The organism is Enterobacter sp. PGRG2 (genome assembly GCF_030291195.1).
Classification (GTDB): domain Bacteria; phylum Pseudomonadota; class Gammaproteobacteria; order Enterobacterales; family Enterobacteriaceae; genus Enterobacter_D.
Window position 1 is genome coordinate 1,829,326 of sequence record NZ_CP127837.1, and the last position, 24,021, is coordinate 1,853,346.

22 protein-coding genes and 2 pseudogenes are annotated in these 24,021 nt (G+C 57.3%); 15 read left to right on the forward strand and 9 right to left on the reverse strand.

The features are described 5' to 3' along the window. Positions 1-110: 110 nt before the first annotated feature. The gene (gene yaaA / locus QRD42_RS07920) at positions 111-884 is read right to left on the reverse strand and encodes a peroxide stress protein YaaA (RefSeq protein ID WP_318364094.1); all 774 of its coding nucleotides are present in this window, start codon (positions 882-884) and stop codon (positions 111-113) included. Positions 885-962: 78 nt separating this feature from the next. Next, positions 963-2,393, reverse strand: coding sequence for an alanine/glycine:cation symporter family protein (locus QRD42_RS07925; protein WP_321988569.1), 1,431 nt, complete (start codon positions 2,391-2,393; stop codon positions 963-965). Between the two features lie 183 nt (positions 2,394-2,576). Here QRD42_RS07925 and tal point away from each other — a divergent pair, with 183 nt between their 5' ends. The 3 genes from tal to QRD42_RS07940 all read left to right on the forward strand — a co-directional run bounded on the left by tal (position 2,577) and on the right by QRD42_RS07940 (position 5,662). After that, positions 2,577-3,530, forward strand: coding sequence for a transaldolase (gene tal / locus QRD42_RS07930; protein WP_072570469.1), 954 nt, complete (start codon positions 2,577-2,579; stop codon positions 3,528-3,530). Between the two features lie 111 nt (positions 3,531-3,641). Next, positions 3,642-4,229, forward strand: a complete 588-nt coding sequence (mog, locus tag QRD42_RS07935) for a molybdopterin adenylyltransferase (protein WP_321988570.1) — start codon at positions 3,642-3,644, stop codon at positions 4,227-4,229. Positions 4,230-4,354: 125 nt separating this feature from the next. Beyond that, a complete protein-coding gene (locus tag QRD42_RS07940) occupies positions 4,355-5,662 on the forward strand; it encodes an MFS transporter (RefSeq protein WP_318364097.1) in 1,308 nt (435 codons plus the stop codon). Between the two features lie 39 nt (positions 5,663-5,701). On the opposite strand, the gene QRD42_RS07945 is transcribed toward QRD42_RS07940, so the two are convergent. Further along, complete coding sequence (locus tag QRD42_RS07945; RefSeq protein ID WP_321988571.1) at positions 5,702-7,147, reverse strand: hypothetical protein; 1,446 nt, start codon at positions 7,145-7,147, stop codon at positions 5,702-5,704. Positions 7,148-7,271: 124 nt separating this feature from the next. Beyond that, complete coding sequence (gene satP, locus QRD42_RS07950; RefSeq protein WP_072570473.1) at positions 7,272-7,838, reverse strand: acetate uptake transporter; 567 nt, start codon at positions 7,836-7,838, stop codon at positions 7,272-7,274. Positions 7,839-8,137: 299 nt separating this feature from the next. On the opposite strand from satP, the gene dnaK reads away from it, so the two are divergent. The 4 genes from dnaK to nhaR all read left to right on the forward strand — a co-directional run bounded on the left by dnaK (position 8,138) and on the right by nhaR (position 13,568). Beyond that, a complete protein-coding gene (gene dnaK / locus QRD42_RS07955) occupies positions 8,138-10,054 on the forward strand; it encodes a molecular chaperone DnaK (protein WP_072570474.1) in 1,917 nt (638 codons plus the stop codon). An 84-nt stretch (positions 10,055-10,138) separates the two neighbouring features. Then, a complete protein-coding gene (dnaJ, locus tag QRD42_RS07960) occupies positions 10,139-11,275 on the forward strand; it encodes a molecular chaperone DnaJ (RefSeq protein WP_072570475.1) in 1,137 nt (378 codons plus the stop codon). Positions 11,276-11,449: 174 nt separating this feature from the next. Then, complete coding sequence (gene nhaA, locus QRD42_RS07965; protein ID WP_321988572.1) at positions 11,450-12,613, forward strand: Na+/H+ antiporter NhaA; 1,164 nt, start codon at positions 11,450-11,452, stop codon at positions 12,611-12,613. 55 nt (positions 12,614-12,668) lie between these two features. Beyond that, positions 12,669-13,568: a transcriptional activator NhaR gene (gene nhaR, locus QRD42_RS07970; RefSeq protein WP_321988573.1), complete on the forward strand. Its 900-nt coding sequence runs from the start codon at positions 12,669-12,671 to the stop codon at positions 13,566-13,568. 49 nt (positions 13,569-13,617) lie between these two features. On the opposite strand, the gene rpsT is transcribed toward nhaR, so the two are convergent. Further along, on the reverse strand, positions 13,618-13,881 hold the full coding sequence (gene rpsT / locus QRD42_RS07975) for a 30S ribosomal protein S20 (RefSeq protein ID WP_002887965.1): 264 nt from the start codon (positions 13,879-13,881) through the stop codon (positions 13,618-13,620). 107 nt (positions 13,882-13,988) lie between these two features. On the opposite strand from rpsT, the pseudogene QRD42_RS07980 reads away from it, so the two are divergent. The 8 genes and pseudogenes from QRD42_RS07980 to QRD42_RS08015 form a co-directional block, all read left to right on the forward strand. Further along, positions 13,989-14,201 (forward strand): annotated as a pseudogene (locus QRD42_RS07980) (DUF2575 domain-containing protein); the annotation flags it as partial. 7 nt (positions 14,202-14,208) lie between these two features. Next, positions 14,209-15,147, forward strand: a complete 939-nt coding sequence (gene ribF / locus QRD42_RS07985) for a bifunctional riboflavin kinase/FAD synthetase (protein ID WP_072570478.1) — start codon at positions 14,209-14,211, stop codon at positions 15,145-15,147. A 37-nt stretch (positions 15,148-15,184) separates the two neighbouring features. Further along, positions 15,185-18,001 carry an isoleucine--tRNA ligase gene (gene ileS / locus QRD42_RS07990; protein ID WP_321988574.1) on the forward strand — a complete coding sequence of 939 codons (2,817 nt, stop codon included), beginning with the start codon at positions 15,185-15,187 and terminating at the stop codon, positions 17,999-18,001. After that, positions 18,001-18,498, forward strand: a complete 498-nt coding sequence (gene lspA / locus QRD42_RS07995; RefSeq protein WP_072570480.1) for a signal peptidase II — start codon at positions 18,001-18,003, stop codon at positions 18,496-18,498. The genes ileS and lspA overlap by 1 nt, the downstream gene beginning before the upstream one ends. Positions 18,499-18,598: 100 nt before the next feature. After that, positions 18,599-19,048 carry an FKBP-type peptidyl-prolyl cis-trans isomerase gene (gene fkpB, locus QRD42_RS08000; protein ID WP_321988575.1) on the forward strand — a complete coding sequence of 150 codons (450 nt, stop codon included), beginning with the start codon at positions 18,599-18,601 and terminating at the stop codon, positions 19,046-19,048. 1 nt (position 19,049) lies between these two features. Next, on the forward strand, positions 19,050-20,000 hold the full coding sequence (gene ispH, locus QRD42_RS08005; protein ID WP_072570482.1) for a 4-hydroxy-3-methylbut-2-enyl diphosphate reductase: 951 nt from the start codon (positions 19,050-19,052) through the stop codon (positions 19,998-20,000). A gap of 164 nt (positions 20,001-20,164) precedes the next feature. Continuing rightward, positions 20,165-20,722 carry a glucose-6-phosphate isomerase family protein gene (locus QRD42_RS08010; RefSeq protein ID WP_321988576.1) on the forward strand — a complete coding sequence of 186 codons (558 nt, stop codon included), beginning with the start codon at positions 20,165-20,167 and terminating at the stop codon, positions 20,720-20,722. Then, a pseudogene (locus tag QRD42_RS08015) lies at positions 20,703-21,482 on the forward strand (glucose-6-phosphate isomerase family protein); the annotation flags it as partial. The gene QRD42_RS08010 and the pseudogene QRD42_RS08015, both read left to right, overlap by 20 nt. Positions 21,483-21,525: 43 nt before the next feature. Here QRD42_RS08015 and QRD42_RS08020 read toward each other — a convergent pair. The 4 genes from QRD42_RS08020 to QRD42_RS08035 all read right to left on the reverse strand — a co-directional run. Further along, entirely contained in the window at positions 21,526-22,344 is an 819-nt protein-coding gene (locus QRD42_RS08020) for a PTS system mannose/fructose/sorbose family transporter subunit IID (protein WP_318364106.1), read from the reverse strand. Continuing rightward, positions 22,344-23,138, reverse strand: a complete 795-nt coding sequence (locus tag QRD42_RS08025) for a PTS mannose/fructose/sorbose/N-acetylgalactosamine transporter subunit IIC (protein ID WP_318364107.1) — start codon at positions 23,136-23,138, stop codon at positions 22,344-22,346. Before QRD42_RS08025 ends, QRD42_RS08020 begins: the two co-directional genes overlap by 1 nt. Before the next feature lie 9 nt (positions 23,139-23,147). Then, complete coding sequence (locus QRD42_RS08030; RefSeq protein ID WP_321988577.1) at positions 23,148-23,642, reverse strand: PTS system mannose/fructose/N-acetylgalactosamine-transporter subunit IIB; 495 nt, start codon at positions 23,640-23,642, stop codon at positions 23,148-23,150. Between the two features lie 11 nt (positions 23,643-23,653). Then, a partial coding sequence (locus tag QRD42_RS08035; protein WP_321988578.1) for a PTS sugar transporter subunit IIA occupies positions 23,654-24,021 on the reverse strand: 368 nt, incomplete at its 5' end.

A 24,021-nucleotide genomic window follows, 5' to 3' on the forward strand; every position in this document is an offset into this window, starting at 1 on the left:
TTATGCCCGGTGGCGCTGACGCTTACCGGGCCTACGTATNNCTGGCGCGTTGTTTTGTAGGCCCGGTAAGCAGAGCGCCACCGGGCAACAAGAGCATTAACGGAGGGCGATTACTGCTCCCGGCGCTTAAAGACTAACTCACCTTTCCCTGACATTTCTTCGTCAAACGCATATCCATCCACCGCAAAATCCTTCAGCTGCGCCGGAGTCTTCAGGCGATTTTGAATAATGTAGCGGCTCATCAGCCCACGCGCTTTTTTGGCGTAGAAGCTGATCACCTTGAACTTACCGTTCTTCTCATCCAGGAATACCGGCTTGATGATCTCGCCGTCGAGCAGCTTCGGTTTTACCGCGCGGAAATACTCATCCGAGGCGAGGTTCACGATCACCTGATCGCCCTGCGCCGCCAGCGCCTCGTTCAGTTTTTGGGTGATGGTTTCGCCCCAGAACTGATAGAGATCGCTGCCCTGCGGATTCTCAAGACGAATGCCCATTTCCAGGCGATAAGGCTGCATCAGATCCAGCGGACGCAGCACGCCGTATAACCCGGAGAGCATACGCAGATGCTGCTGGGCAAAATCGAAATCCTCTTCGCTGAAGGTTTCCGCCTGCAAGCCGGTATAAACGTCGCCTTTAAAGGCAAGGATCGCCTGGCGGGCATTGTCCGGCGTGAAATCCGGCTGCCAGTCATGAAAGCGGGTGGCGTTGAGATCGGCAAGCTTATCGCTGATGCCCATCAATGCTTTGATTTGCGGCGCGGAAAGCTTACGCGCAACGTCAATCAGACGCTGGGAATGATCCAGTAACTCCGGCTGCGTATAGCGGGTTGTCGCCAGCGGGCTTTGGTAATCCAGCGTTTTTGCCGGTGAAATCAGAATCAGCATATCCAGTCCTTGCGGGAAATTTTGGGTGACTGTAGCAAAAAAATCACCCTGGTTGATCGATTGTTGCGATTGCCGCCATTACTCGCGCGGCACCTCGTCCCAGGCGCCGGGCGCCAGCTGGCGTTCGATTTCCGGGTAGCGCTTAGGATCGAACACCGGCCTGATACCCAGCTTACGCTGGCGCAGATAATCACCGGCGATAATGGTTACCACCGGCGAGAGCAGCAGCAGCGCCATCAGGTTAATCAGCGCCATTAACGCCATCACCACATCGGCGATCTGCCAGACCACCGGCAGACTCACCAGCGAGCCTGCCATCACCATCGTCAGGGTCGTGGCGCGCAGCAGCCAGACGTTCTTTTTGTTATGCAGCCGTAGGAAAACGAGGTTGTTCTCGGCATAGAGGTAGTTCACCACAATGGAAGTCAGGGCGAAAAGCAGAATGACAAAAGCGACAAAACCCGCTCCCCAGTTGCCGGTCAGCGACACCAGCGCGTGCTGCATCAGCTGAATGCCATCGCTGGCAGGTCGGGTGGCATATTCATCCGCCAGCAGGATAATCATGGCGCTGGCCGTACTGACCACAATGGTGTCGATCACCACGCCAATCATCTGCACGATACCCTGCGCCGCCGGGTGAGGCGGCCAGGAGACTGCCGCCGCGGCGACGTTGGGCGTTGAGCCAAGCCCGGCCTCGTTGGAGAGCATTCCGCGCTGAAAGCCGCTGGTGATCGCCTGGCTTAAGGTATAGCCCAGCGTCCCGGCGGCGGCTTCCTCCCAGCCAAAGGCGCTTTTCACAATCAGCATGAGGATGTGCGGAAGCTGGTCGGCATGCCACAGCGTAATCAGCAGGCTGGCGCCCACCCACAGCACCGCCATCACCGGCACCACCCATTGCATCAGCCGCGCCACGCCGTGCATCCCGCGCAGGATAAACAACAAACTGAGCAGCGCCAGCACAACGCCCGCCATGCCGCCCGGCATCGCAAAAGCAAAGTGAACGGCACCGGCTACGGCGTTCGCCTGCATGGTGTTGAAGATCAGACCGTAGGCGATCAACAGCAAAACGGAAAACAGCACGCCCAGCCAGCGCATTCCCAGCCCTCTGGCGAGATACCACGCCGGACCGCCGCGAAACTGCTGGTTCTGGTCGCGCTCTTTATACAGCTGGGAGAGGGAACATTCGGCAAAGGCGGTCGCCATGCCGATCAGCGCAGAAACCCACATCCAGAACACCGCCCCCGGTCCGCCAGCGGTGACCGCCAGCGCCACGCCGGCAAGGTTGCCGTTGCCAAAACGGGCGGCAAGGCTGACGCATAACGCCTGAAAGGAGGAGAGTCCGCCGGGCTGCGGCCTGACGCTGGTAATAAGGCTGCGTGCGAAGAGACGGATATAGCGAAACTGGATAAAACCGCTGCGAAAGGTGAACCAGATCCCTGCACCCAACAGCAGGTAGATCATCACCGATCCCCACAGTATTTCATTGATGAATAAAAAGAAATCAGGCATTCACATTCCTCTTGTTCATGCCGTTAGGCCACGCCCGCTTACCGCGCGCGGCGCTGTCGAACCGCGAGTTTATCATACTCTGCGCTTGCCAATTGACTGCGGTTGCGCTGACAGAGTGGCGTGATATTATCTGGGCAGACCGGTTACATCCCCCTAACAAGCTGTTTAAAGAGAAACACTATTATGACGGATAAATTGACCTCCCTTCGTCAGTTCACCACCGTGGTGGCCGACACTGGAGACATCGCGGCAATGAAGCTGTATCAGCCGCAGGATGCCACAACCAACCCTTCTCTGATCCTTAACGCAGCCCAGATCCCTGAATACCGCAAACTGATTGATGACGCAGTCACCTGGGCGAAAAGCCAGAGCAGCGATCGCGCGCAGCAGATCGTTGATGCTTCGGACAAACTGGCCGTCAATATCGGTCTGGAAATTCTGAAACTGATCCCGGGCCGTATCTCCACCGAAGTGGATGCGCGTCTGTCCTACGATACCGAAGCGTCTATCGCCAAAGCTAAGCGCCTGATCAAACTGTATAACGATGCGGGCATCAGCAATGACCGTATCCTGATCAAACTGGCTTCCACCTGGCAGGGTATTCGTGCCGCTGAGCAGCTGGAAAAAGAAGGCATCAACTGTAACCTGACGCTGCTGTTCTCCTTCGCGCAGGCTCGTGCCTGTGCGGAAGCGGGCGTGTTCCTGATTTCTCCGTTCGTCGGCCGTATCCTCGACTGGTACAAAGCGAATACCGATAAGAAAGAGTACGCACCGGCTGAAGATCCGGGCGTGGTCTCCGTAACGGAAATCTACGAGTACTACAAACAGCACGGCTATGAAACCGTGGTCATGGGCGCAAGCTTCCGTAACGTCGGCGAAATCGTTGAGCTGGCGGGTTGCGATCGTCTGACCATCGCCCCGGCCCTGCTGAAAGAGCTGGCGGAAAGCGAAGGCACCATCGAGCGTAAACTTTCCTTCAGCGGTGAAGTGAAAGCGCGTCCGGCACGTATCACCGAATCTGAATTCCTGTGGCAGCACAACCAGGATCCGATGGCGGTAGACAAACTGGCGGATGGTATCCGTAAGTTTGCGGTCGACCAGGAAAAACTGGAAAAAATGATCGGCGATCTGCTGTAATCCCCGAAGCGTGGCCGGGCCTCCGGTCACGCTTATCCGCTTCCCCCCTGTCTGTCCTTTTCCCCGACGTGTATTATTCCGTGATAGTGAATGACTAAAAACGGAATGACGATGGATACTTTACGCATTGGCTTAGTGTCAATTTCAGACCGCGCATCAAGCGGTGTCTATGAAGACAAAGGGTTGCCCGCGCTGGAAAGCTGGCTGACGCGCGCCCTCAAAACCCCCTTTACGCTGGAAACCCGACTGATCCCCGATGAGCAGGCGATCATCGAGCAGACGCTGTGCGAGCTGGTGGATGAGATGAGCTGTCACCTGGTGCTGACCACCGGCGGCACCGGCCCGGCGCGTCGTGACGTCACGCCGGACGCCACGCTGGCGGTCGCCGATCGTGAAATGCCTGGCTTTGGTGAACAGATGCGCCAGATCAGCCTGCACTATGTGCCCACGGCGATCCTTTCCCGCCAGGTGGGAGTGATCCGTAAACAGGCGCTGATCCTTAACCTTCCCGGCCAGCCGAAATCCATTCAGGAAACCCTGGAAGGCGTGAAAGCCGCCGATGGCAGCCCGCTGGTGCACGGTATTTTTGCCAGTGTACCGTATTGTGTACAGCTGCTGGATGGCCCCTATGTGGAGACGCATCCGGAAGTGGTAGCAGCATTTCGTCCTAAAAGCGCAATACGCGACATAAACGGCTAAAAATAAGCCTTTTGTGACATAACCTGAGCTGCCTGTGGCGTGCTGAATTATTTACGATATAGTAATTTTTACTTTACATGCTGTATCGAAAATAACGTCAATTCACCTCTGCACAATGGTCGGTTATGTCACATTACACACGCCCTCTGAATCGTCAGGATGTCAAAACGCTCTCCCTCGCTGCCCTTGGCGGGGCGCTGGAGTTTTATGACTTCATCATCTTCGTCTTCTTTGCCGCCGTTGTCGGCGAGCTGTTTTTCCCGGCAGATATACCGGAATGGCTGCGCCAGGTGCAGACCTTCGGTATTTTCGCCGCCGGTTACCTGGCGCGTCCGCTGGGCGGCATCATCATGGCGCACTTTGGCGATCTGGTGGGCCGCAAAAAGATGTTCACCCTGAGCATCCTGCTGATGGCGATCCCGACGCTGGCGATGGGTCTGCTGCCGACCTATGCCTCCATTGGTATCGCCGCGCCGCTGTTACTGCTGCTGATGCGCCTGTTGCAGGGGGCGGCGATTGGCGGTGAAGTGCCGGGGGCCTGGGTTTTTGTTGCCGAGCATGTGCCGGGCAACCGTATCGGTATCGCCTGCGGCACGCTGACCGCCGGGCTGACCGTCGGGATCCTGCTGGGCTCGGTGGTGGCGACGCTGGTTAACACCAGCCTGACGCCACAGGCGGTGCACGAGTACGGCTGGCGTATTCCGTTCCTGCTGGGGGGCGTGTTTGGTCTGATCGCCATGTACCTGCGCCGCTGGTTGCAGGAGACGCCGATTTTCCTCGAAATGCAGCAGCGTAAAGCGCTGGCCCAGGAGTTGCCGGTGAAGGCCGTGGTGGTCAGGCACCGGAAAGCGGTGGTGGTATCCATGCTGCTGACCTGGCTGCTGTCGGCGGGGATCGTGGTGGTGATCCTGATGTCCCCCGTCTGGCTGCAAAAACAGTATGGTCTTGCGCCTGCGCTCACCTTACAGGCCAACAGTATCGCCACCATTATGCTGTGCATCGGCTGTCTGCTGGCGGGGCTGGCGGCGGATCGCTTTGGGGCGAGCAAAACCTTTATTACCGGCAGCCTGCTGCTGGCCTGCTCAAGCTGGCTGTTTTACCACCTGGCGGGGGCGCATCCGCAATATCTTTTCGCGCTCTATGGCCTGGTGGGGCTGTGCGTCGGCGTAGTGGGGGCGGTGCCTTATGTGATGGTGCGGGCTTTCCCGGCGGAAGTGCGTTTTACCGGCATCTCCTTCTCCTATAACGTCTCTTACGCCATTTTTGGCGGCCTGACGCCGATTGCCGTCACCATGCTGATGGGCGTCTCGCCAATGGCGCCCGCGTGGTACGTGCTGGCGCTGTCGCTGGTAGGGTTAGGGCTGGGCGTCTGGCTGCGCCAGGATCTGTATCATGACGATACGGTCGCGGAGCGGCCGCTTCAGCAGATGTAAAAAAAATGCAGAGCCTGGCTCTGCATTTTTGTTTTACGCTCAGCGCAGGATAGTGACGTCTGAGAAGGTGAAGCGTTTTTTCTTCCCGTCTTCCTGATAGCCGATGCGGATAAACACCCGCAGATCTTCTATCCACGCGTAATCGCTGCTCATCGCTTTGCCATCGCCGCGATCGTCGGTGCAGCTCAGTTCCAGATAACGTCCGCTGAAACGCTTACTGAGCGCGGAGGCTGACTGCCACTCCTCTTCCGCCCGGCACAGCTGGCTTTTCGTTTTCTCTTTCCCGGCGCTTTTGCCGTCGGCAAGCAGGGTCTGCCAGCGGTATTCACCGCCCGGCTGCGGCGGCAGGCTGAAGCTGCTGTCCAGCGCCTGCCCGACCAGCGGCGCAGGATTCATCGAATCCCATTCCCGGATGTTGACGATATTAAACAGCCGCTGATACTGCGAATAAAAGGTCACATTGCCCAGCGTCAGCGTATCCAGCGCCAGGGTGGAGCCATCCGGCAGCACGTCGATGCGGGTGACGGAGGTTTCATTGACGTCATCGGCCCAGTGCTGGGTGTAGGTCAGGCGGGTGAAGGCGGGATGCTGATCGGGGCGGGTCATCGCCTGGCTGACACCCTCAGCGGCCTGTTTGCCCAGCGGATAACGCTGGATGGGGCCAGGTTCGTTCTGCGGGAAATCCGGCGGCGTCAGTTGGTTTTCCGCAGGGGTTTTCTCCCGCGCCGCCAGCGGGCCGCTGCCGGTAAACTCATGCAGATCTTTTACGCCGCACAGGGTTTTCGCCACTTTTGCCAGCGGCGGGGCGAGCGGGGTGAATTTCGCCGCGATGGGCGTCTGGCTGTCGGTAACAAACTGCTTATCCAGCGCAAAGTGGTTAAGCGCCATGCCCTCGCCGGTTTCGCAGTTAAGCATCATCTCGTCAATTTTCATTGAGTAAGGCGCGGCGTACTTTTCGTCACGGTAAATGCGCGCGTAATCCGTGGCGAGCCGCACTTTCAGCATCCGCTCTTCACGCTGACTGTTGTTCACATCCACATACAGGCGATCAGCCTGGTCGTCGGCGGAGGATAGCCCCGCCCAGCGCGGTTCCGGCACATTTTTCTGGCACACGTCCAGCTCGGTTTTGGTGGCGAACAGGCTGTCGGCATCAGGTTCAAAGGGAGTGCCCGGCGTATAACGGGAAATGGAATTCATGCCATAGACGCGCAGAGAGGGGCGGGATTTTGCCTGCACGTCCATAAACAGCAACGTTTTTTGCTGCGTGCGGCAGTCGATATTCATCCACATATCATTGGCATCGCCGCTCGCCAGCGAGACGCGAAAAATAGCGTTAATGGTATCGCCCATGCGCACGGTGCTGCCGGGTAGCCATTCAACATTGGTGACGGCGGGAGCGGGTGGCATGGGGATCGCCCGCGCCGGTGCTGTCGCTATCAGCCCCAGAGAGAGTAACCCCAACGGAAGGGGAGATAACCGCATCATCGGCAGTCCTTGTTAAAAAGAAAGAGCTGATGAAAATACCGCATTTTTGCGCGGCAGGACAATGACGCGGCGCGAGGGCAAAAAAAATGCAGAGCCAGGCTCTGCATTTTAATAAGCAGGGAGATTAGCGCTTTTCACCAATTGGCAGCACGGTGCGGCCAAATTGTTCGTTCAGGACTTCACCCATCGCCAGGTAAATGGCGCTTGCGCCGCAGACCAGGCCAATCCAGCCAGCAATATGCACAATGCTTTCGTTGTCCGCCAGGTGACCGGCGCACAGCAGGGCAAACAGCACGGTCAGGCTCAGGAATACGAACTGCAGCATGCGCGGGCCTTTCAGCGTACCGAAGAACATAAACAGGGTGAACACGCCCCAGATGCCCAGATACACGCCGAGGAAATGGCCGTCAGCCGCAGCCGCCAGACCCATTTTCGGCAGCAGCAGAATGGCGACCAGCGTCAGCCAGAAAGAGCCGTAAGAGGTAAAGGCGGTTAAACCAAAGGTATTGCCTTTTTTAAATTCCAGCAGACCTGCAAAAATCTGCGCGATACCGCCGTAGAAAATACCCATCGCCAGGATCACGCCATCCAGCGGGAACATACCAATATTGTGCAGGTTGAGCAGAATAGTGGTCATGCCGAAGCCCATTAAGCCCAGCGGTGCCGGATTAGCCAACTTAGTGTCGCCCATAAGTCCTCAAGGAAAAAATCATCATTAAAATGGTGAAAGTAAAAGCCCACGCCAGGGATAGAGGAGGCGGGGCGCGGCATCATAATGAGCGGCGGTCACGGTGTCTATGATCTGAACAGGGTGAAATTAAAAAATTTTTTAGCCGCCCCCCTTGATGCCTTCCTTTACGACCCCATCTTGTAGTCAACCGAAGTGAGTGGATCTGAAAAAAACACTCAGGGGGCAGTTGAAAGCCATTCATTTGCCCTTATTACAGATCCACAACCACATGATGACGATTTTTTAGTGGAGACGTTTAGATGGGTAAAATTATTGGTATCGACCTGGGTACAACCAACTCTTGTGTAGCGATTATGGACGGCACCACTGCACGTGTGCTGGAGAACGCCGAGGGCGATCGCACCACGCCTTCTATCATTGCTTATACTCAGGACGGTGAAACTCTCGTTGGTCAGCCGGCTAAACGTCAGGCCGTGACAAACCCGCAAAATACCCTTTTTGCGATTAAACGCCTGATCGGTCGCCGCTTCCAGGACGAAGAAGTTCAGCGTGACGTGTCCATCATGCCGTACAAAATCATTGCTGCCGATAACGGCGATGCCTGGCTTGATGTGAAAGGCACCAAAACCGCACCGCCGCAGATCTCTGCTGAAGTGCTGAAAAAAATGAAGAAAACGGCGGAAGATTATCTGGGCGAACCAGTAACTGAAGCGGTTATCACCGTTCCGGCTTACTTTAACGATGCGCAGCGTCAGGCGACCAAAGACGCCGGCCGTATCGCAGGCCTGGAAGTAAAACGTATCATCAACGAACCGACCGCTGCGGCGCTGGCTTACGGCCTCGACAAAGAAGTGGGCAACCGTACTATCGCGGTTTATGACCTGGGCGGCGGTACTTTCGATATCTCCATTATCGAAATCGACGAAGTTGACGGCGAAAAAACCTTCGAAGTTCTGGCAACCAACGGTGATACTCACCTCGGTGGTGAAGACTTCGACAGCCGTATGATCAACTACCTCGTTGAAGAATTTAAGAAAGACCAGGGCATCGACCTGCGCAATGACCCGCTGGCTATGCAGCGTCTGAAAGAAGCGGCAGAAAAAGCGAAAATCGAGCTGTCTTCCGCACAGCAGACCGACGTGAACCTGCCGTACATCACCGCAGACGCCACCGGTCCGAAACACATGAACATCAAAGTGACTCGCGCGAAACTGGAAAGCCTGGTCGAAGACCTGGTAAACCGTTCCATCGAGCCGCTGAAAGTGGCGCTGCAGGACGCTGGCCTGTCTGTTTCTGACATCAACGACGTGATCCTGGTCGGTGGTCAGACGCGTATGCCAATGGTTCAGAAGAAAGTGGCTGAGTTCTTCGGCAAAGAGCCGCGTAAAGACGTTAACCCGGACGAAGCAGTGGCAATCGGTGCTGCGGTTCAGGGCGGCGTGCTGACCGGTGAAGTGAAAGACGTTCTGCTGCTGGACGTTACCCCGCTGTCGCTGGGTATCGAAACCATGGGCGGCGTGATGACTCCGCTGATCAGCAAGAACACCACTATCCCGACCAAGCACAGCCAGGTGTTCTCGACGGCGGAAGATAACCAGTCTGCGGTAACTATCCACGTGATTCAGGGTGAGCGTAAACGCGCTTCCGATAACAAATCACTGGGCCAGTTCAACCTCGACGGTATCAACCCGGCACCGCGCGGTATGCCGCAGATCGAAGTGACCTTCGACATCGATGCCGACGGTATCCTGCACGTTTCCGCGAAAGACAAAAACAGCGGCAAAGAGCAGAAAATCACCATCAAGGCGTCTTCTGGTCTGAACGAAGAAGAAATCCAGAAAATGGTGCGCGATGCTGAAGCGAACGCGGAATCTGACCGTAAGTTCGAAGAGCTGGTACAGACCCGCAACCAGGGCGACCATCTGCTGCACAGCACCCGTAAGCAGGTTGAAGAAGCAGGCGATCAGCTGCCGGCTGACGACAAAACCGCTATCGAGTCTGCGCTGAGCGCGCTGGAAACTTCTCTGAAAGGCGAAGATAAAGCCGACATCGAAGCGAAAATGCAGGCGCTGGCCCAGGCTTCTCAGAAGCTGATGGAAATCGCTCAGCAGCAGCATGCACAGCAGCAGGCGGGCGGTGCTGACGCTTCTGCGAACCATGGCAAAGATGACGACGTTGTCGACGCTGAGTTCGAAGAAGTTAAAGACAAAAAATAATCGCCCTTTGAACGGGTAAATACTGGCACGGGCGAAGAGGTTTCCTCTCCGCCCGTGCACGCATGTGAGGGGCAGAAAAAAAAGATGGCAAAGCAAGATTATTACGAGATTTTAGGCGTTTCCAAATCAGCGGAAGAGCGTGAAATCAAAAAGGCGTACAAACGCCTGGCCATGAAATTTCACCCGGACCGCAACCAGGGCGATAAAGAGGCCGAAGCCAAATTCAAAGAAATTAAAGAAGCCTACGAAGTCCTCACTGATGCCCAGAAACGTGCCGCTTACGACCAGTACGGCCATGCTGCGTTTGAACAAGGCGGCATGGGTGGCGGCGGTGGTTTTGGCGGCGGCGGAGCCGACTTCAGCGATATTTTCGGCGACGTGTTTGGCGATATTTTCGGTGGTGGTCGCGGGCGTCAACGGGCGTCGCGTGGGGCTGATTTACGTTACAACATGGAGCTGACGCTCGAAGAAGCCGTTCGTGGCGTTACCAAAGAGATCCGCATTCCGACGCTGGAAGAGTGTGACGTTTGCCACGGCAGCGGCGCGAAAGTGGGGACGCAACCGCAGACCTGTCCGACCTGTCATGGTTCCGGTCAGGTGCAGATGCGCCAGGGCTTCTTTGCGGTGCAGCAGGCGTGTCCGCACTGTCAGGGCCGCGGTTCGATCATTAAAGATCCGTGCAACAAATGCCACGGTCATGGCCGCGTAGAGAAGAGCAAAACCCTGTCGGTTAAAATCCCGGCGGGTGTCGATACCGGCGATCGCATTCGTCTGTCCGGCGAAGGTGAAGCAGGTGAGCACGGCGCACCGGCAGGCGATCTGTACGTTCAGGTGCAGGTGAAACAGCACCCGATCTTCGAACGTGAAGGCAACAACCTGTACTGCGAAGTGCCGATCAACTTTGCGATGGCAGCGCTTGGCGGCGAAATCGAAGTGCCGACGCTGGATGGCCGCGTGAAGCTGAAAGTGCCCCATGAAACGCAGACCGGTAAACTGTTCCGTATGCGCGGCAAGGGCGTGAAATCCGTGCGCGGCGGCGCGCAGGGCGACCTGTTATGCCGCGTGGTGGTGGAAACCCCGGTGGGCCTGAACGAGAAGCAGAAACAGCTGCTGAAAGATCTGCAGGACAGCTTTGGCGGGCCGACGGGCGAACACAACAGCCCGCGCTCCAAAAGCTTCTTCGACGGCGTGAAAAAGTTCTTTGACGATCTGACCCGTTAATCCGAAGACGGCTGTCTTTGCACAAAACCGATACCTTTTACCGGGTATCGGTTTTTTTATTGCTTCAATACTCGGGAAAACTGAGTTATTGGTCAGTGATAATCTGCTTTTATCGAACCTTCATTCTCTTTAAGATGACCCCACATGTGCTTCGTTGTCGGAGAGAAAAGAATAATGAAGGTCTTACATCGTTTTATTAACAGCGACGCCTCTGGTGGCGTTACGCTGATCGTTGCTGCCCTGCTGGCGATGATCATGGCGAACCTCGACGCGACCAGCGGCCTGTATCATGATTTTCTCAGCATCCCGGTGGAGTTAACCGTTGGATCCCTTGAGATCCATAAAGATATGCTGCTGTGGATCAATGACGCCCTGATGGCCGTCTTCTTCCTGGCCATTGGCCTGGAAGTGAAAAGCGAACTGGTGCAGGGATCGCTGGCGACGCGCCAGCAGGCCGCTTTCCCGGTTATCGCCGCTTTAGGCGGTATGGTCCTTCCTGCGCTTATCTACCTGCTGTTTAACGTTCACGATCCCATTGCCCGTCACGGCTGGGCGATCCCTACCGCCACCGATATTGCCTTTGCCCTGGGCGTGCTGGCGTTACTGGGGAACCGCATTCCGGTGGCGCTGAAGATTTTCCTGATGGCGCTGGCGATTATCGATGACCTGGGCGCGATCCTGATCATCGCACTGTTCTACACCAGCCAGCTGTCGATGCTGTCGCTGGGCGTGGCTGCCGCGGCGATAGTGGTGCTGGCGCTGCTCAATGCCCTGAACGTGCGGCGGACGGGGATTTATATTCTCGTGGGACTGGTGCTGTGGACGGCGGTGCTGAAGTCCGGCGTGCACGCGACTATCGCCGGGGTGATCATCGGCTTCTTTATCCCGCTGAAGGAAAAAGACGGCGTCTCACCGGCAAAAAATCTGGAGCACGTGCTGAGCCCCTGGGTGAGCTGGCTGATCCTGCCGCTCTTTGCCTTTGCCAATGCGGGGGTATCGCTTCAGGGGATCACGCCGACCAGCCTGGCGTCCATGCTGCCGCTGGGTATTATTGCCGGTCTGTTTATCGGTAAGCCGCTCGGTATTACCCTCTTTACCTGGCTTGCGCTGCGCCTGAAGCTGGCGAAACTGCCCCACGGTACGGCGTTCAATCAGATTATGGCCGTGGGCGTGCTGTGCGGGATTGGCTTCACCATGTCTATCTTTATCACCACGCTGGCCTTTGCCGAGCTGGAGCCGGAGCTGGTGGGTCTGGCGAAGCTGGGGATCCTGCTCGGGTCGTTGCTCTCCGCCGTGGTGGGCTACGTCCTGCTGCGCTCGCGGTTAAAGCCCGTATAACCGACAAAAGCAGGCCGCCCCGTGCGGCCTGTGCTGTCACTGGCAGGAGAGGGTTATGGCGCATATTAACTACAACCATCTTTACTACTTCTGGCAGGTCTACCAGCAGGGCTCTGTGGTCGGGGCAGCGGAAGTGCTGCACCTGACGCCGCAGACCATCACCGGCCAGATCAAGGCGCTGGAGGATCGTTTACAGGGCAAGCTGTTTAAGCGTAAAGGCCGTGGCCTTGAACCCAGCGAGCTGGGGGAACTGGTTTTCCGCTACGCCGATAAGATGTTCACTCTGAGCCAGGAGATGCTCGATATCGTTAACTACCGCAAAGAATCTAACCTGCTGTTTGATGTGGGCGTGGCGGATGCCCTGTCGAAACGGCTGGTCAGCGGCGTGCTGGACGCGGCGGTGGCGGAAGATGAGCAAATTCATCTGCGCTGTTTTGAATCGACCCATGAAATGCTGCTGGAGCAGCTCAGCCAGCACAAGCTGGATATGATCATCTCCGACTGCCCGATCGATTCCACGCAGGAAGCGGGGCTGTTCTCGGTGAAGATTGGCGAGTGCGGCGTCAGCTTCTGGTGCCTTAACCCGCCGCCTGCCAGGCCTTTTCCAGGCTGCCTTGAAGAACGCCGGTTATTAATTCCCGGCCGTCGCTCGATGCTCGGGCGTAAGCTGCTCAACTGGTTTAGTTCTCAGGGGCTGAAAGTGGAAATCCTGGGGGAGTTTGATGATGCGGCGCTGATGAAAGCCTTTGGCGCGGCGCATAACGCTATTTTTGTCGCCCCGACGCTCTACGCCCAGGACTTCTATGCCGACGAGCGCATGATTGAGATAGGGCGGGTGGAGAACATCATGGAGGAGTATCACGCGATTTTTGCCGAACGCATGATCCAGCATCCCGCCGTGCAGCGTATCTGTAACCGGGACTACTCAACGCTCTTTGCTTTACCACAGACGTAAAAAAACCCGCCTGAGCGGGTTTCTTCAACAAAGTACAACAAGCGGGCGATTAAGCCAGTTTGTTGATCTGCGCGGTCAGGTTAGCCTTATGACGCGCTGCTTTGTTTTTGTGGATCAGACCTTTAGCGGCCTGACGATCCACGATCGGTTGCATTTCGTTAAATGCTTTCTGCGCAGCTGCTTTGTCGCCAGCTTCAATCGCTGCGTATACTTTCTTGATGAAAGTACGCATCATAGAGCGACGGCTTGCGTTGTGCTTGCGTGCCTTTTCAGACTGAACGGCGCGCTTCTTAGCTGATTTGATATTAGCCAAGGTCCAACTCCCAAATATGATCTATGTGGACAATTCAAAGGCCGAGGAATATGCCCTCTTAGCCTTCTTTTGTCAATGGATTTGTGCAAATAAGCGCCGCTGCGTAGCGACACTCGTTACGTGTGATGGCGCAGGATTCTACCAGCAAGCCGCGCGTAGATACAGCTTTTCCGCCATAAAAATCACAGGCAAGGGGCAGTTTTTTCGCAGGCCTGACATAAGCACAATGAAATCAACACAGCTTTCTGTTTACGAAGGCCAATCGCCGGTTAACCTTGAACGCTGTACAAGGTATACTCTGCCGATTTCCCCGTTTTTGAGCCAGACATGAAGCTGATACGCGGCATACATAATCTCAGCCAGGCCCCGCGCGGGTGTGTGCTGACTATTGGTAATTTCGACGGCGTGCATCGTGGTCATCAGGCCCTGATCGAGGGGCTGCGTGAAGAAGGCCGCGCACGTGGTTTACCGGTTGTGGTGATGATTTTTGAGCCGCAGCCGCTGGAGCTGTTCGCGGGCGATAAAGCGCCCGCCCGCCTGACGCGCCTGCGTGACAAGCTGCGTTATCTGGCCGAATGCGGCGTGGATTACGTGCTGTGCGTGCGCTTCGACAGGCGCTTTGCCGCGCTGACGGCGCAAAACTTCGTCAGTGATTTGCTGGTCGACCGCCTCGGCGTGCAGTTCCTCGCCGTGGGGGATGATTTCCGCTATGGCGCTGGTCGTCAGGGCGATTTCTTGTTATTACAGAAGGCCGGGCTGGAGTATGGTTTTGACGTCACCAGCACGCAAACCTTCTGTCAGGATGGCGTACGCGTCAGTAGCACGGCGGTGCGTCAGGCGCTGGCGAACGACGACATCGCGCTGGCGGAAAGCCTGTTAGGCCATCCTTTTACAATTTCCGGGCGCGTGGTGCATGGCGATGCGCTGGGCCGCACCATCGGCTTCCCGACGGCGAATATCCCGCTGCGCCGCCAGGTCTCCCCGGTAAAAGGAGTCTATGCCGTTGAAGTAACGGGGCTGGGCGATAAACCCCTGCCGGGCGTGGCCAATATCGGTACGCGACCCACGGTGGCAGGCGTGCGCCAGCAGCTGGAAGTGCATCTGTTAGACGTTGTAATGGACCTCTACGGACGCCATATAGATGTCATACTGCGAAAAAAAATCCGCAGTGAGCAGCGATTTGCCTCGCTGGATGAACTCAAAGCGCAAATTGCGCGAGATGAATTAACCGCCCGCGAGTTTTTAGGGCTACAAAACCCGGCGTAACGCCAACATATGTTTTAAATACGGAACCGAGAATCTGATGAGTGACTATAAATCTACCCTGAATTTGCCGGAAACAGGGTTCCCGATGCGTGGCGATCTCGCCAAACGCGAGCCGGGAATGCTGGCGCGCTGGACCGATGATGATCTGTACGGCATCATCCGTGCGGCGAAAAAAGGCAAAAAAACCTTCATTCTGCATGATGGCCCTCCCTATGCGAATGGCAGCATTCATATTGGTCACTCGGTTAACAAGATTCTGAAAGACATTATCGTGAAGTCCAAAGGACTCGCGGGCTATGATTCGCCTTATGTTCCGGGCTGGGACTGCCACGGTCTGCCGATCGAGCTGAAAGTGGAGCAGGAATTCGGTAAGCCGGGCGAGAAGTTCACCGCCGCAGAATTCCGCGCCAAGTGCCGCGAATACGCCGCAAGCCAGGTTAACGGTCAGCGTGAAGACTTTATCCGTCTGGGCGTGCTGGGCGACTGGTCGCACCCGTACCTGACCATGGACTTCAAAACCGAAGCCAACATCATCCGCGCGCTGGGTAAAATCATCGGTAACGGCCACCTGTTAAAAGGCGCGAAGCCAGTACACTGGTGCGTTGACTGCCGCTCTGCGCTGGCAGAAGCGGAAGTGGAGTATTACGACAAAACCTCTCCGTCCATTGACGTCGCCTTCCAGGCTGTCGATCAGGACGCGGTAAAAGCCAAATTCGGCCTGCCGGGCGTAACTGGCCCGATCTCGCTGGTGATCTGGACCACCACCCCGTGGACGCTGCCTGCTAACCGCGCGATCTCTCTGTCGCCAGAATTCGATTACGCGCTGGTGCAGATTGACGGCCAGGCGCTGATCCTCGCCAAAGATCTGGTCGACAGCGTGATGAAACGCATCGGCGTGGCCGATTACAGCGTACTGGGCACCGTGAACGGCGCAGAACTTGAGCAGCTGCGTTTTGCGCATCCGTTTATGGGCTTTGACGTGCCGGCTATTCTGGGCGATCACGTCACCCTCGATGCGGGTACCGGCGCGGTACATACCGCTGGCGGCCACGGTCCTGACGACTACACCATCAGCCAGAAATACGGTCTGGAAATCGCCAACCCGGTTGGCCCGGACGGCACCTATCTGGCGGGCACTTACCCGACGCTGGACGGCCTGAACGTTTTCAAAGCCAACGACACCATCGTTGAGCTGCTGCGTGAAAAAGGCGCATTGCTGCACGTCGAAAAAATGCAGCACAGCTATCCGTGCTGCTGGCGCCACAAAACGCCGATCATCTTCCGTGCCACCCCGCAGTGGTTTATCAGCATGGATCAGAAAGGCCTGCGCGCGCAGTCGCTGTCTGAGATCAAAGGCGTGCAGTGGATCCCGGACTGGGGCCAGGCGCGTATCGAATCTATGGTCGCTAACCGTCCTGACTGGTGTATCTCCCGTCAGCGTACCTGGGGCGTGCCGATGTCGCTGTTCGTGCATAAAGACACCGAAGAGCTGCACCCGCGTACTCTGGAACTGATGGAAGAAGTGGCGAAACGCGTTGAAGTTGACGGTATCCAGGCCTGGTGGGATCTTGATGCGAAAGAGATCATGGGCGATGACGCCGACAACTACGTGAAAGTGCCGGATACGCTGGACGTATGGTTCGATTCCGGATCCACGCACTCCTCCGTTGTGGATGTGCGTCCGGAGTTTGCCGGTCACGCGGCGGATATGTATCTGGAAGGTTCCGACCAGCATCGCGGCTGGTTCATGTCCTCCCTGATGATCTCCACCGCCATGAAAGGCAAAGCGCCTTATCGTCAGGTACTGACTCACGGTTTCACCGTTGATGGTCAGGGCCGTAAGATGTCTAAATCTATCGGCAATACTGTCAGCCCGCAGGATGTGATGAACAAACTCGGCGCGGATATTCTGCGTCTGTGGGTGGCGTCTACCGATTACACCGGCGAAATGGCGGTGTCTGACGAGATCCTCAAACGTGCTGCCGACAGCTATCGTCGTATCCGTAACACCGCGCGCTTCCTGCTGGCGAACCTGAACGGGTTCAATCCGGCAACCGATATGGTGAAACCGGAAGAGATGGTGGTGCTGGATCGCTGGGCGGTAGGCTGCGCGCAGGCGGCGCAGGACGATATTGTTAAAGCGTATGAGTCTTACGATTTCCACGAAGTGGTACAGCGCCTGATGCGCTTCTGCTCCGTTGAAATGGGCTCGTTCTACCTCGACATCATCAAAGATCGCCAGTACACCGCGAAAGCGGACAGCGTGGCCCGCCGAAGCTGTCAGACCGCGCTGTACCACATTGCCGAAGCGCTGGTGCGCTGGATGGCGCCAATCATGTCCTTCACCGCCGATGAAATCTGGGGCTACCTGCCGGGCGATCGCGAAAAATACGTCTTCACCGGCGAATGGTACCAGGGTCTGTTTGGTCTGGCGGAAACCGAAGCCATGAACGACGCGTTCTGGAGCGAGCTGCTGAAAGTGCGCGGCGAAGTGAACAAGGTGATCGAACAGGCGCGTGCTGATAAAAAAGTCGGCGGTTCGCTGGAAGCGGCAGTCACCCTGTACGCAGAACCTGAGCTGGCGGCTAAACTGACGGCGCTGGGCGATGAATTACGATTTGTCCTGTTGACCTCCGGGGCTGCGGTTGCCGATTATGCAACCGCGTCCGACGACGCCCAACAGAGCGAACTGCTCAAGGGACTGAAAGTGTCGCTCAGCAAAGCCGAAGGCGAAAAATGCCCGCGCTGCTGGCATTACACGACCGACGTCGGCAAGGTGGCGGAACACGCAGATATCTGCGGACGCTGTGTCAGCAACATCGCCGGTGACGGCGAAAAACGTAAGTTCGCCTGATGAGTAAACCGATCTTTTCAACAGGGCTGCGCTGGTTGTGGCTGGTAGTGGTCGTGCTGATTATCGATCTGGGCAGTAAATTCCTGATCCTCCAGAACTTTGCTCTGGGGGATACGGTATCTCTGTTCCCGTCGCTTAATCTGCATTATGCGCGTAACTATGGCGCGGCGTTCAGTTTCCTCGCCGACAGCGGCGGCTGGCAGCGCTGGTTCTTTGCCGGTATCGCCCTTGGCATTTGCGTGATCCTCATGGTCATGATGTATCGCGCAAAGGCGTCACAGAAGCTGAACAACATTGCCTATGCGCTGATCATTGGCGGTGCGCTGGGTAATCTGTTCGACCGTTTGTGGCACGGTTTTGTGGTCGACATGATCGATTTCTACGTCGGCAACTGGCATTTCGCGACCTTTAATCTGGCCGATACGGCCATTTGCATTGGCGCGGCGCTGATCGTGCTGGAAGGATTTTTGCCTTCCCGCGCGAAAAAACTCGCATAACCAATCGCCGGGCGGCGCTACGCTTGCACCGGCCTACGATCCCTGTAGGCCCGGTAAGCGAAGCGCCACCGGGCAACAAAATTTAAATAGAGCAACCTGCATGTCTGAATCGATACAGAGCAACAGCGCAGTACTGGTGCACTTCACCTTAAAACTTGAAGATGGCTCCACTGCGGAATCTACCCGCAACAACGGCAAACCCGCGCTGTTTCGTCTGGGCGACGGGTCGCTCTCCGAAGGGCTGGAACAGCATCTGCTGGGGCTGAAAGCGGGCGATAAAAAAACCTTCTCGCTGGAGCCGGATGCGGCTTTCGGGGTCGTCAGCCCGGATCTGATCCAGTATTTCTCGCGTCGTGAGTTTATGGACGCGGGCGAGCCGGAAATCGGCGCAATCATGTTATTTACCGCAATGGATGGCAGCGAAATGCCCGGCATGATCCGCGAAATTAACGGCGATTCGATTACCGTGGATTTCAATCACCCGCTGGCAAACCAGACCGTCCATTTTGATATTGAAGTGCTGGAAGTCGATCCGGTACTGGAGGCATAACATGCAGATCCTGTTGGCTAACCCGCGCGGCTTCTGCGCTGGCGTAGACCGCGCTATCAGCATTGTTGAAAACGCGCTGGCGATTTACGGCGCGCCGATTTATGTGCGTCATGAAGTGGTGCATAACCGTTACGTGGTGGACAGCCTGCGCGAGCGCGGGGCGATTTTTATCGAGCAGATCAGCGAAGTGCCGGACGGCGCGATCCTGATTTTCTCGGCGCACGGCGTTTCGCAGGCGGTACGTAACGAAGCGAAAAGCCGCGATCTGACCGTCTTTGACGCCACCTGCCCGCTGGTCACTAAAGTGCATATGGAAGTGGCGCGCGCCAGCCGCCGCGGCGAAGAGTCCATTCTGATTGGTCACGCGGGCCATCCGGAAGTGGAAGGCACCATGGGCCAGTACAGCAACCCGAAAGGCGGCATGTACCTGGTGGAATCCCCGGACGACGTCTTCACGCTGAACGTCAAAGACGAAAGCAAACTGTCGTTTATGACCCAGACCACGCTCTCGGTGGACGATACCTCTGAGGTGATCGACGCCCTGCGCGTGCGTTTCCCGAAAATCGTCGGGCCGCGCAAAGACGATATCTGTTACGCCACCACTAACCGGCAGGAAGCGGTGCGCGCCCTGGCGGAGCAGGCGGACGTGGTGCTGGTGGTGGGGTCGAAAAACTCCTCCAACTCCAACCGTCTGGCAGAGCTGGCACAGCGCATGGGTAAAGCGGCGTACCTCATTGACGATGCCGACGACATTCAGGAAGCCTGGGTCGCCAGCGCCGCCTGTGTGGGCGTCACCGCAGGCGCTTCCGCGCCGGATATTCTGGTGCAGAACGTCATCAAGCGTTTGCAGGCGCTGGGCGGCGGCGAAGCCATTCCGCTGGAAGGCCGCGAAGAGAATATCGTTTTTGAAGTGCCGAAAGAACTGCGCGTCGACGTGAAAGAAGTTCACTAACGCAGAAGTTATGCATAAAACGCCAATGCCAGCCGGTGAAGACCCGCTGGCATTTTTATTTAACGCCCCTGTGATCCCTGCATCAAAATGCGCAGTCTTCACATTAAGTTAATCGATTAACCTGCTACTGTTATTGGGTTGTTCTCCTCGGGCCGGAGATAACCATGAAACCTTCTTTACCTCTGCCGCCGCAGGTGGCATGGGCCAGCGGCGCATTAGCCAATGGCCCGCGCATTCGTAAATCGACCTGCCTCCACCAGCTGGACGGCGTATTCGCCGATACGCTCGCCTTCCATCAATGCGATCCGCACCAGTGCGTCTATGACGTGGAGATGTTTGATTCCCCGACCGCCGACGGGGCGCTGTACGTTGGCGTCACCCACTTGTATCCCGGCAAGGTCGGCAATGAATATTTCATGACGCGGGGTCATTTTCACCAGCGCCGCGAGCAGGGCGAAGTCTATTTCGGACTGCGCGGCACCGGCTTACTACTGCTGCAAAATGAACAGGGGGAGGCGCGGCTGGAGAAGGTCACGCCCGGATCCGTACACATCATCCCCGGTTTTACCGCCCATCGTCTGATCAATACCGGCAGCGAAACCCTCTCGGCGCTGGCGGTCTGGCCGTGCAGCGCCGGGCACGATTACGCCGCGCTCAGCAGCGGTTTTGCGCTGCGCATCACCGATGAAAGCGAGGTATGCCATGGCAGAACAGCCGTTTGATTGCGGTCTGGATATGACTGTCTATCGTCAGCCGCTGGGGTTCAGCTATGGCGGAGAGGTCATCGGCCCGCTGGCGGAGATCCGCACGCTCGATCAGATCCGCGCTTCGCTGCGCGATCCGCACTGCCGCGGCCCGAATGAGGTGTACGCCATCGCGATGGATGTGGCGCGCATTCAGGATCGCGACGAGCTGAAAAAACGCATGCTGCTGTTCGGTGTGGTGACCTACGCCGCCGGGCAACTGGGCGACGAGCCGGTACGCAGCCAGGGGCACGTACACCGCATCAGCCAGCACAGCGGCTGGTCGCCGCCGGAGCTGTACGAAATCTGGCAGGGCAGGGCGATTATCTATATGCAGGAGTATGTGGCAGACGATCCAGGGCGCTGCTTCGCGGTGATCGCCGGGCCCGGCGAGAAAGTGCTGGTGCCGCCAGGCTGGGGACACGCCACCATCTCCGCCAGCCCGGATGAACCCTTAACTTTCGGCGCCTGGTGCGATCGGGAATACGGCTTCGAGTACGACGCCGTGCGAGCGCACAAGGGGCTGGCGTGGTATCCGCTGTTACAGGAAAAACAGATTATCTGGCAGCATAACCCGCACTACGCGCCGGGACGCTTACAGGCGATCACCCCCCGGCGCTACAGCGAATTCGGCATTACCGCCGCGCCGCTCTATCAGCAGTTTATTGACGATCCGGCGCGCTTCCAGTTTATCTCCCGCCCCGATAAAGCCGCAGATCGGTGGCTGGATTTTCATCCTTNNNAAAACCCCGGCCGGGTGAGCTGGCGTCACCCGGCAAACCTTATCCCGCGAATACTCCGCTCACGACGCCTGCGGCAGCCAGCGCCAGCAACAGCAGCATCGCTTTTACCGGCGACACGCCGCGTTTCGCCATCAGATACCAGGTGCCGAGCACCACGATGAGCGGTAAGAGTTGCGGGAAAATACCGTCCAGCATCTGCTGCACATGAATATTCACCCCGTCCTTAGTGATAAACTCAAGCCCGGTGCCGAGCTTAACGTAGCTTGCCGCCACGCCGCCCATCACAAATACGCCGAGCAGCGACAGCGCTTCCCGCAGGCGGGTGGATTTACTGCTCACCAGCATCTCCACCGAGCCAGAGCCCATTTTGTAGCCTTTCAGAAACAGGAACCATGAGCCGGGAATGATGATTGCCAGCCAGGCAACGGCATAAAACAGCGGCCCGATGGCGCTGCCGCCCGCCGCCAGCGCCATGCCGATACTGAGCAGGATCGGGATCAGCATCCCGGGGATCATCGAATCGCCAATGCCCGCCACTGGCCCCATCAGACCCACCTTCAGCGTGTTGATCATGTCACCGTCAATGGGTTCGCCGTTAGCTTTTTTCTCCTCCAGCCCCAGCACCATGCCGTTCACAATGGCTCCTAGCTGCGGCTCGGTGTTATAAAAAGACGCATGACGGCGCAGCATTTCCTGGCGTTCGGCGGCATCCGGATAAAGCTTTTTCGCCACCGGCAGCATACTCAGGCAGAAGCCGAAGGATTCCAGACGCTCAAAACTCATGGATGACAGATTGTGCATCATCCACGCCCGCCAGCAGCGGCGCAGATCGGTTCGGGTAAGGGTGCGATTGTCCATCAGAATTCATCCTCATCATCGACCGGCGCGGTCGCCACAGGCTGCGCGGGTTCCGGTTTGTAGTTGTAGTGGATCAGCGCCAGCAGCGCGCCGACGATCACCAGCGCGACCATATTGAGTTTTAAAAAGACGATGCAGACGAAGCCGACCAGAAAGTAGATCAGCATGCTGTAGTTTTTGATGATCTGCTTAAGCAAAATGGCGATCCCCACCGCAGGCAGAATGCCGCCCAGCACGTTCATGCTGGAAAGCACCACTTTCGGCAGGCTGTCCATAAAGGCGCTGATGTACTGCGCGCCGAAGTAGACGGCAATAAAAGTCGGCACGAAGCGTAAAACAAAGTTCGTCGCCTGCGGCCAGAGGGCGCTGTTAAGCCACAGGCCGCGCTCGTCACCGCGCTCCAGCGCCACATCCGCCCGGTGATTCCAGAATGAATTCAGCACCATCATGGCGTTAAACAAAATGGTTCCGGCGATGCCGATGGTCGCCGCCAGCGCTACCGCCACTTCCGGTCCCTGCCCGGAAAGTATACCCAGCGCAATCGCCGGATAAGCCACAAAATTCAGATCGGCGGGCATCGAGCCGCCCGGCGTTACCATGGCGATATACACCGCCTGCACCGCCACGCCGATGATAATGCCGGTTTGCATATCCCCCAGGATCAGCCCCACCAGCATCCCGGATACCAGCGGACGGGTGATCAGATACCAGCCGCCGGTTAAGCCCAGCAGCCAGGGGCTGCTCAGCGCGCCCAGATAACACAGCAGGCCAATCAGTATCGCCTCGATAAACATACTGCCCCCTTATTTCAGTTTCTGGCGGGCGTCCTGCCAGCGGTAGCTGTTGGCATCCGGCACCAGACGAAACTCAATCAGATGCCCGTGCGCGGTCAGCCAGTCAAAGGCGGCAATCTCTTCGGCGTTAACCGACTGGTTTGGGCCGATGGTAGTGGTATCCGCGCGGGCGCTCATCGGCCCGACGTTGATTCTGCCGTTGGCGTTTTGCAGGTTGATCCCGGCCTGCGCCAGGCGTTGCAGCGTGACCGGCGATTTGCCGATCACGAAGTAATGCTTCTCACTGGCGATGACCTTCGGCAGTTTTTCAATCGCCGTGGCGGTATCGAACAGCCACACTTTGATGTCCTGAACCGCCCCTTTCATCACCGAGGAAAGCAGCGGATCGGCCGCGACGGCATCATCAATGGCGATAATGCCATCGCAGGGCAGCTCTTTGGCCCAGCGCGTGACGAGCTGCCCGTGAATGACGCGATCGTCAATACGCACAAAAGAAAGACTCATAGCAGGCTCCTTCAAAAATCATCGGATGGTTCATCAGTAACAGGGACGGCTTTGACGAGCGTCGGCAGCGTCAGCGCCAGCAGCCGATCCGCTGCAATATGGACGTCAGTAAAATCGCCGATCTCCTCGCTTTGCAGCAGCATGGGAAAGCTCACCCCCGCCAGCACCGCGACCGGCGGCGTAGTGTGCGGGGAAAAGGCGTACTGGCAGGCGACGTTCCACGGCGTGCCGCTTTGCAGATCGCACAGCACCAGCACACCGTCGGCGTGCTCGCTTGCGCGGGCCAGCTGGCCGGCAAAATCACGCTTAAAGCCGTCGATCCCCGCCTGCTCGCTGAGCGTGACGCTGAAAACGTGCGGTAGCTCGCCGTACACCATAC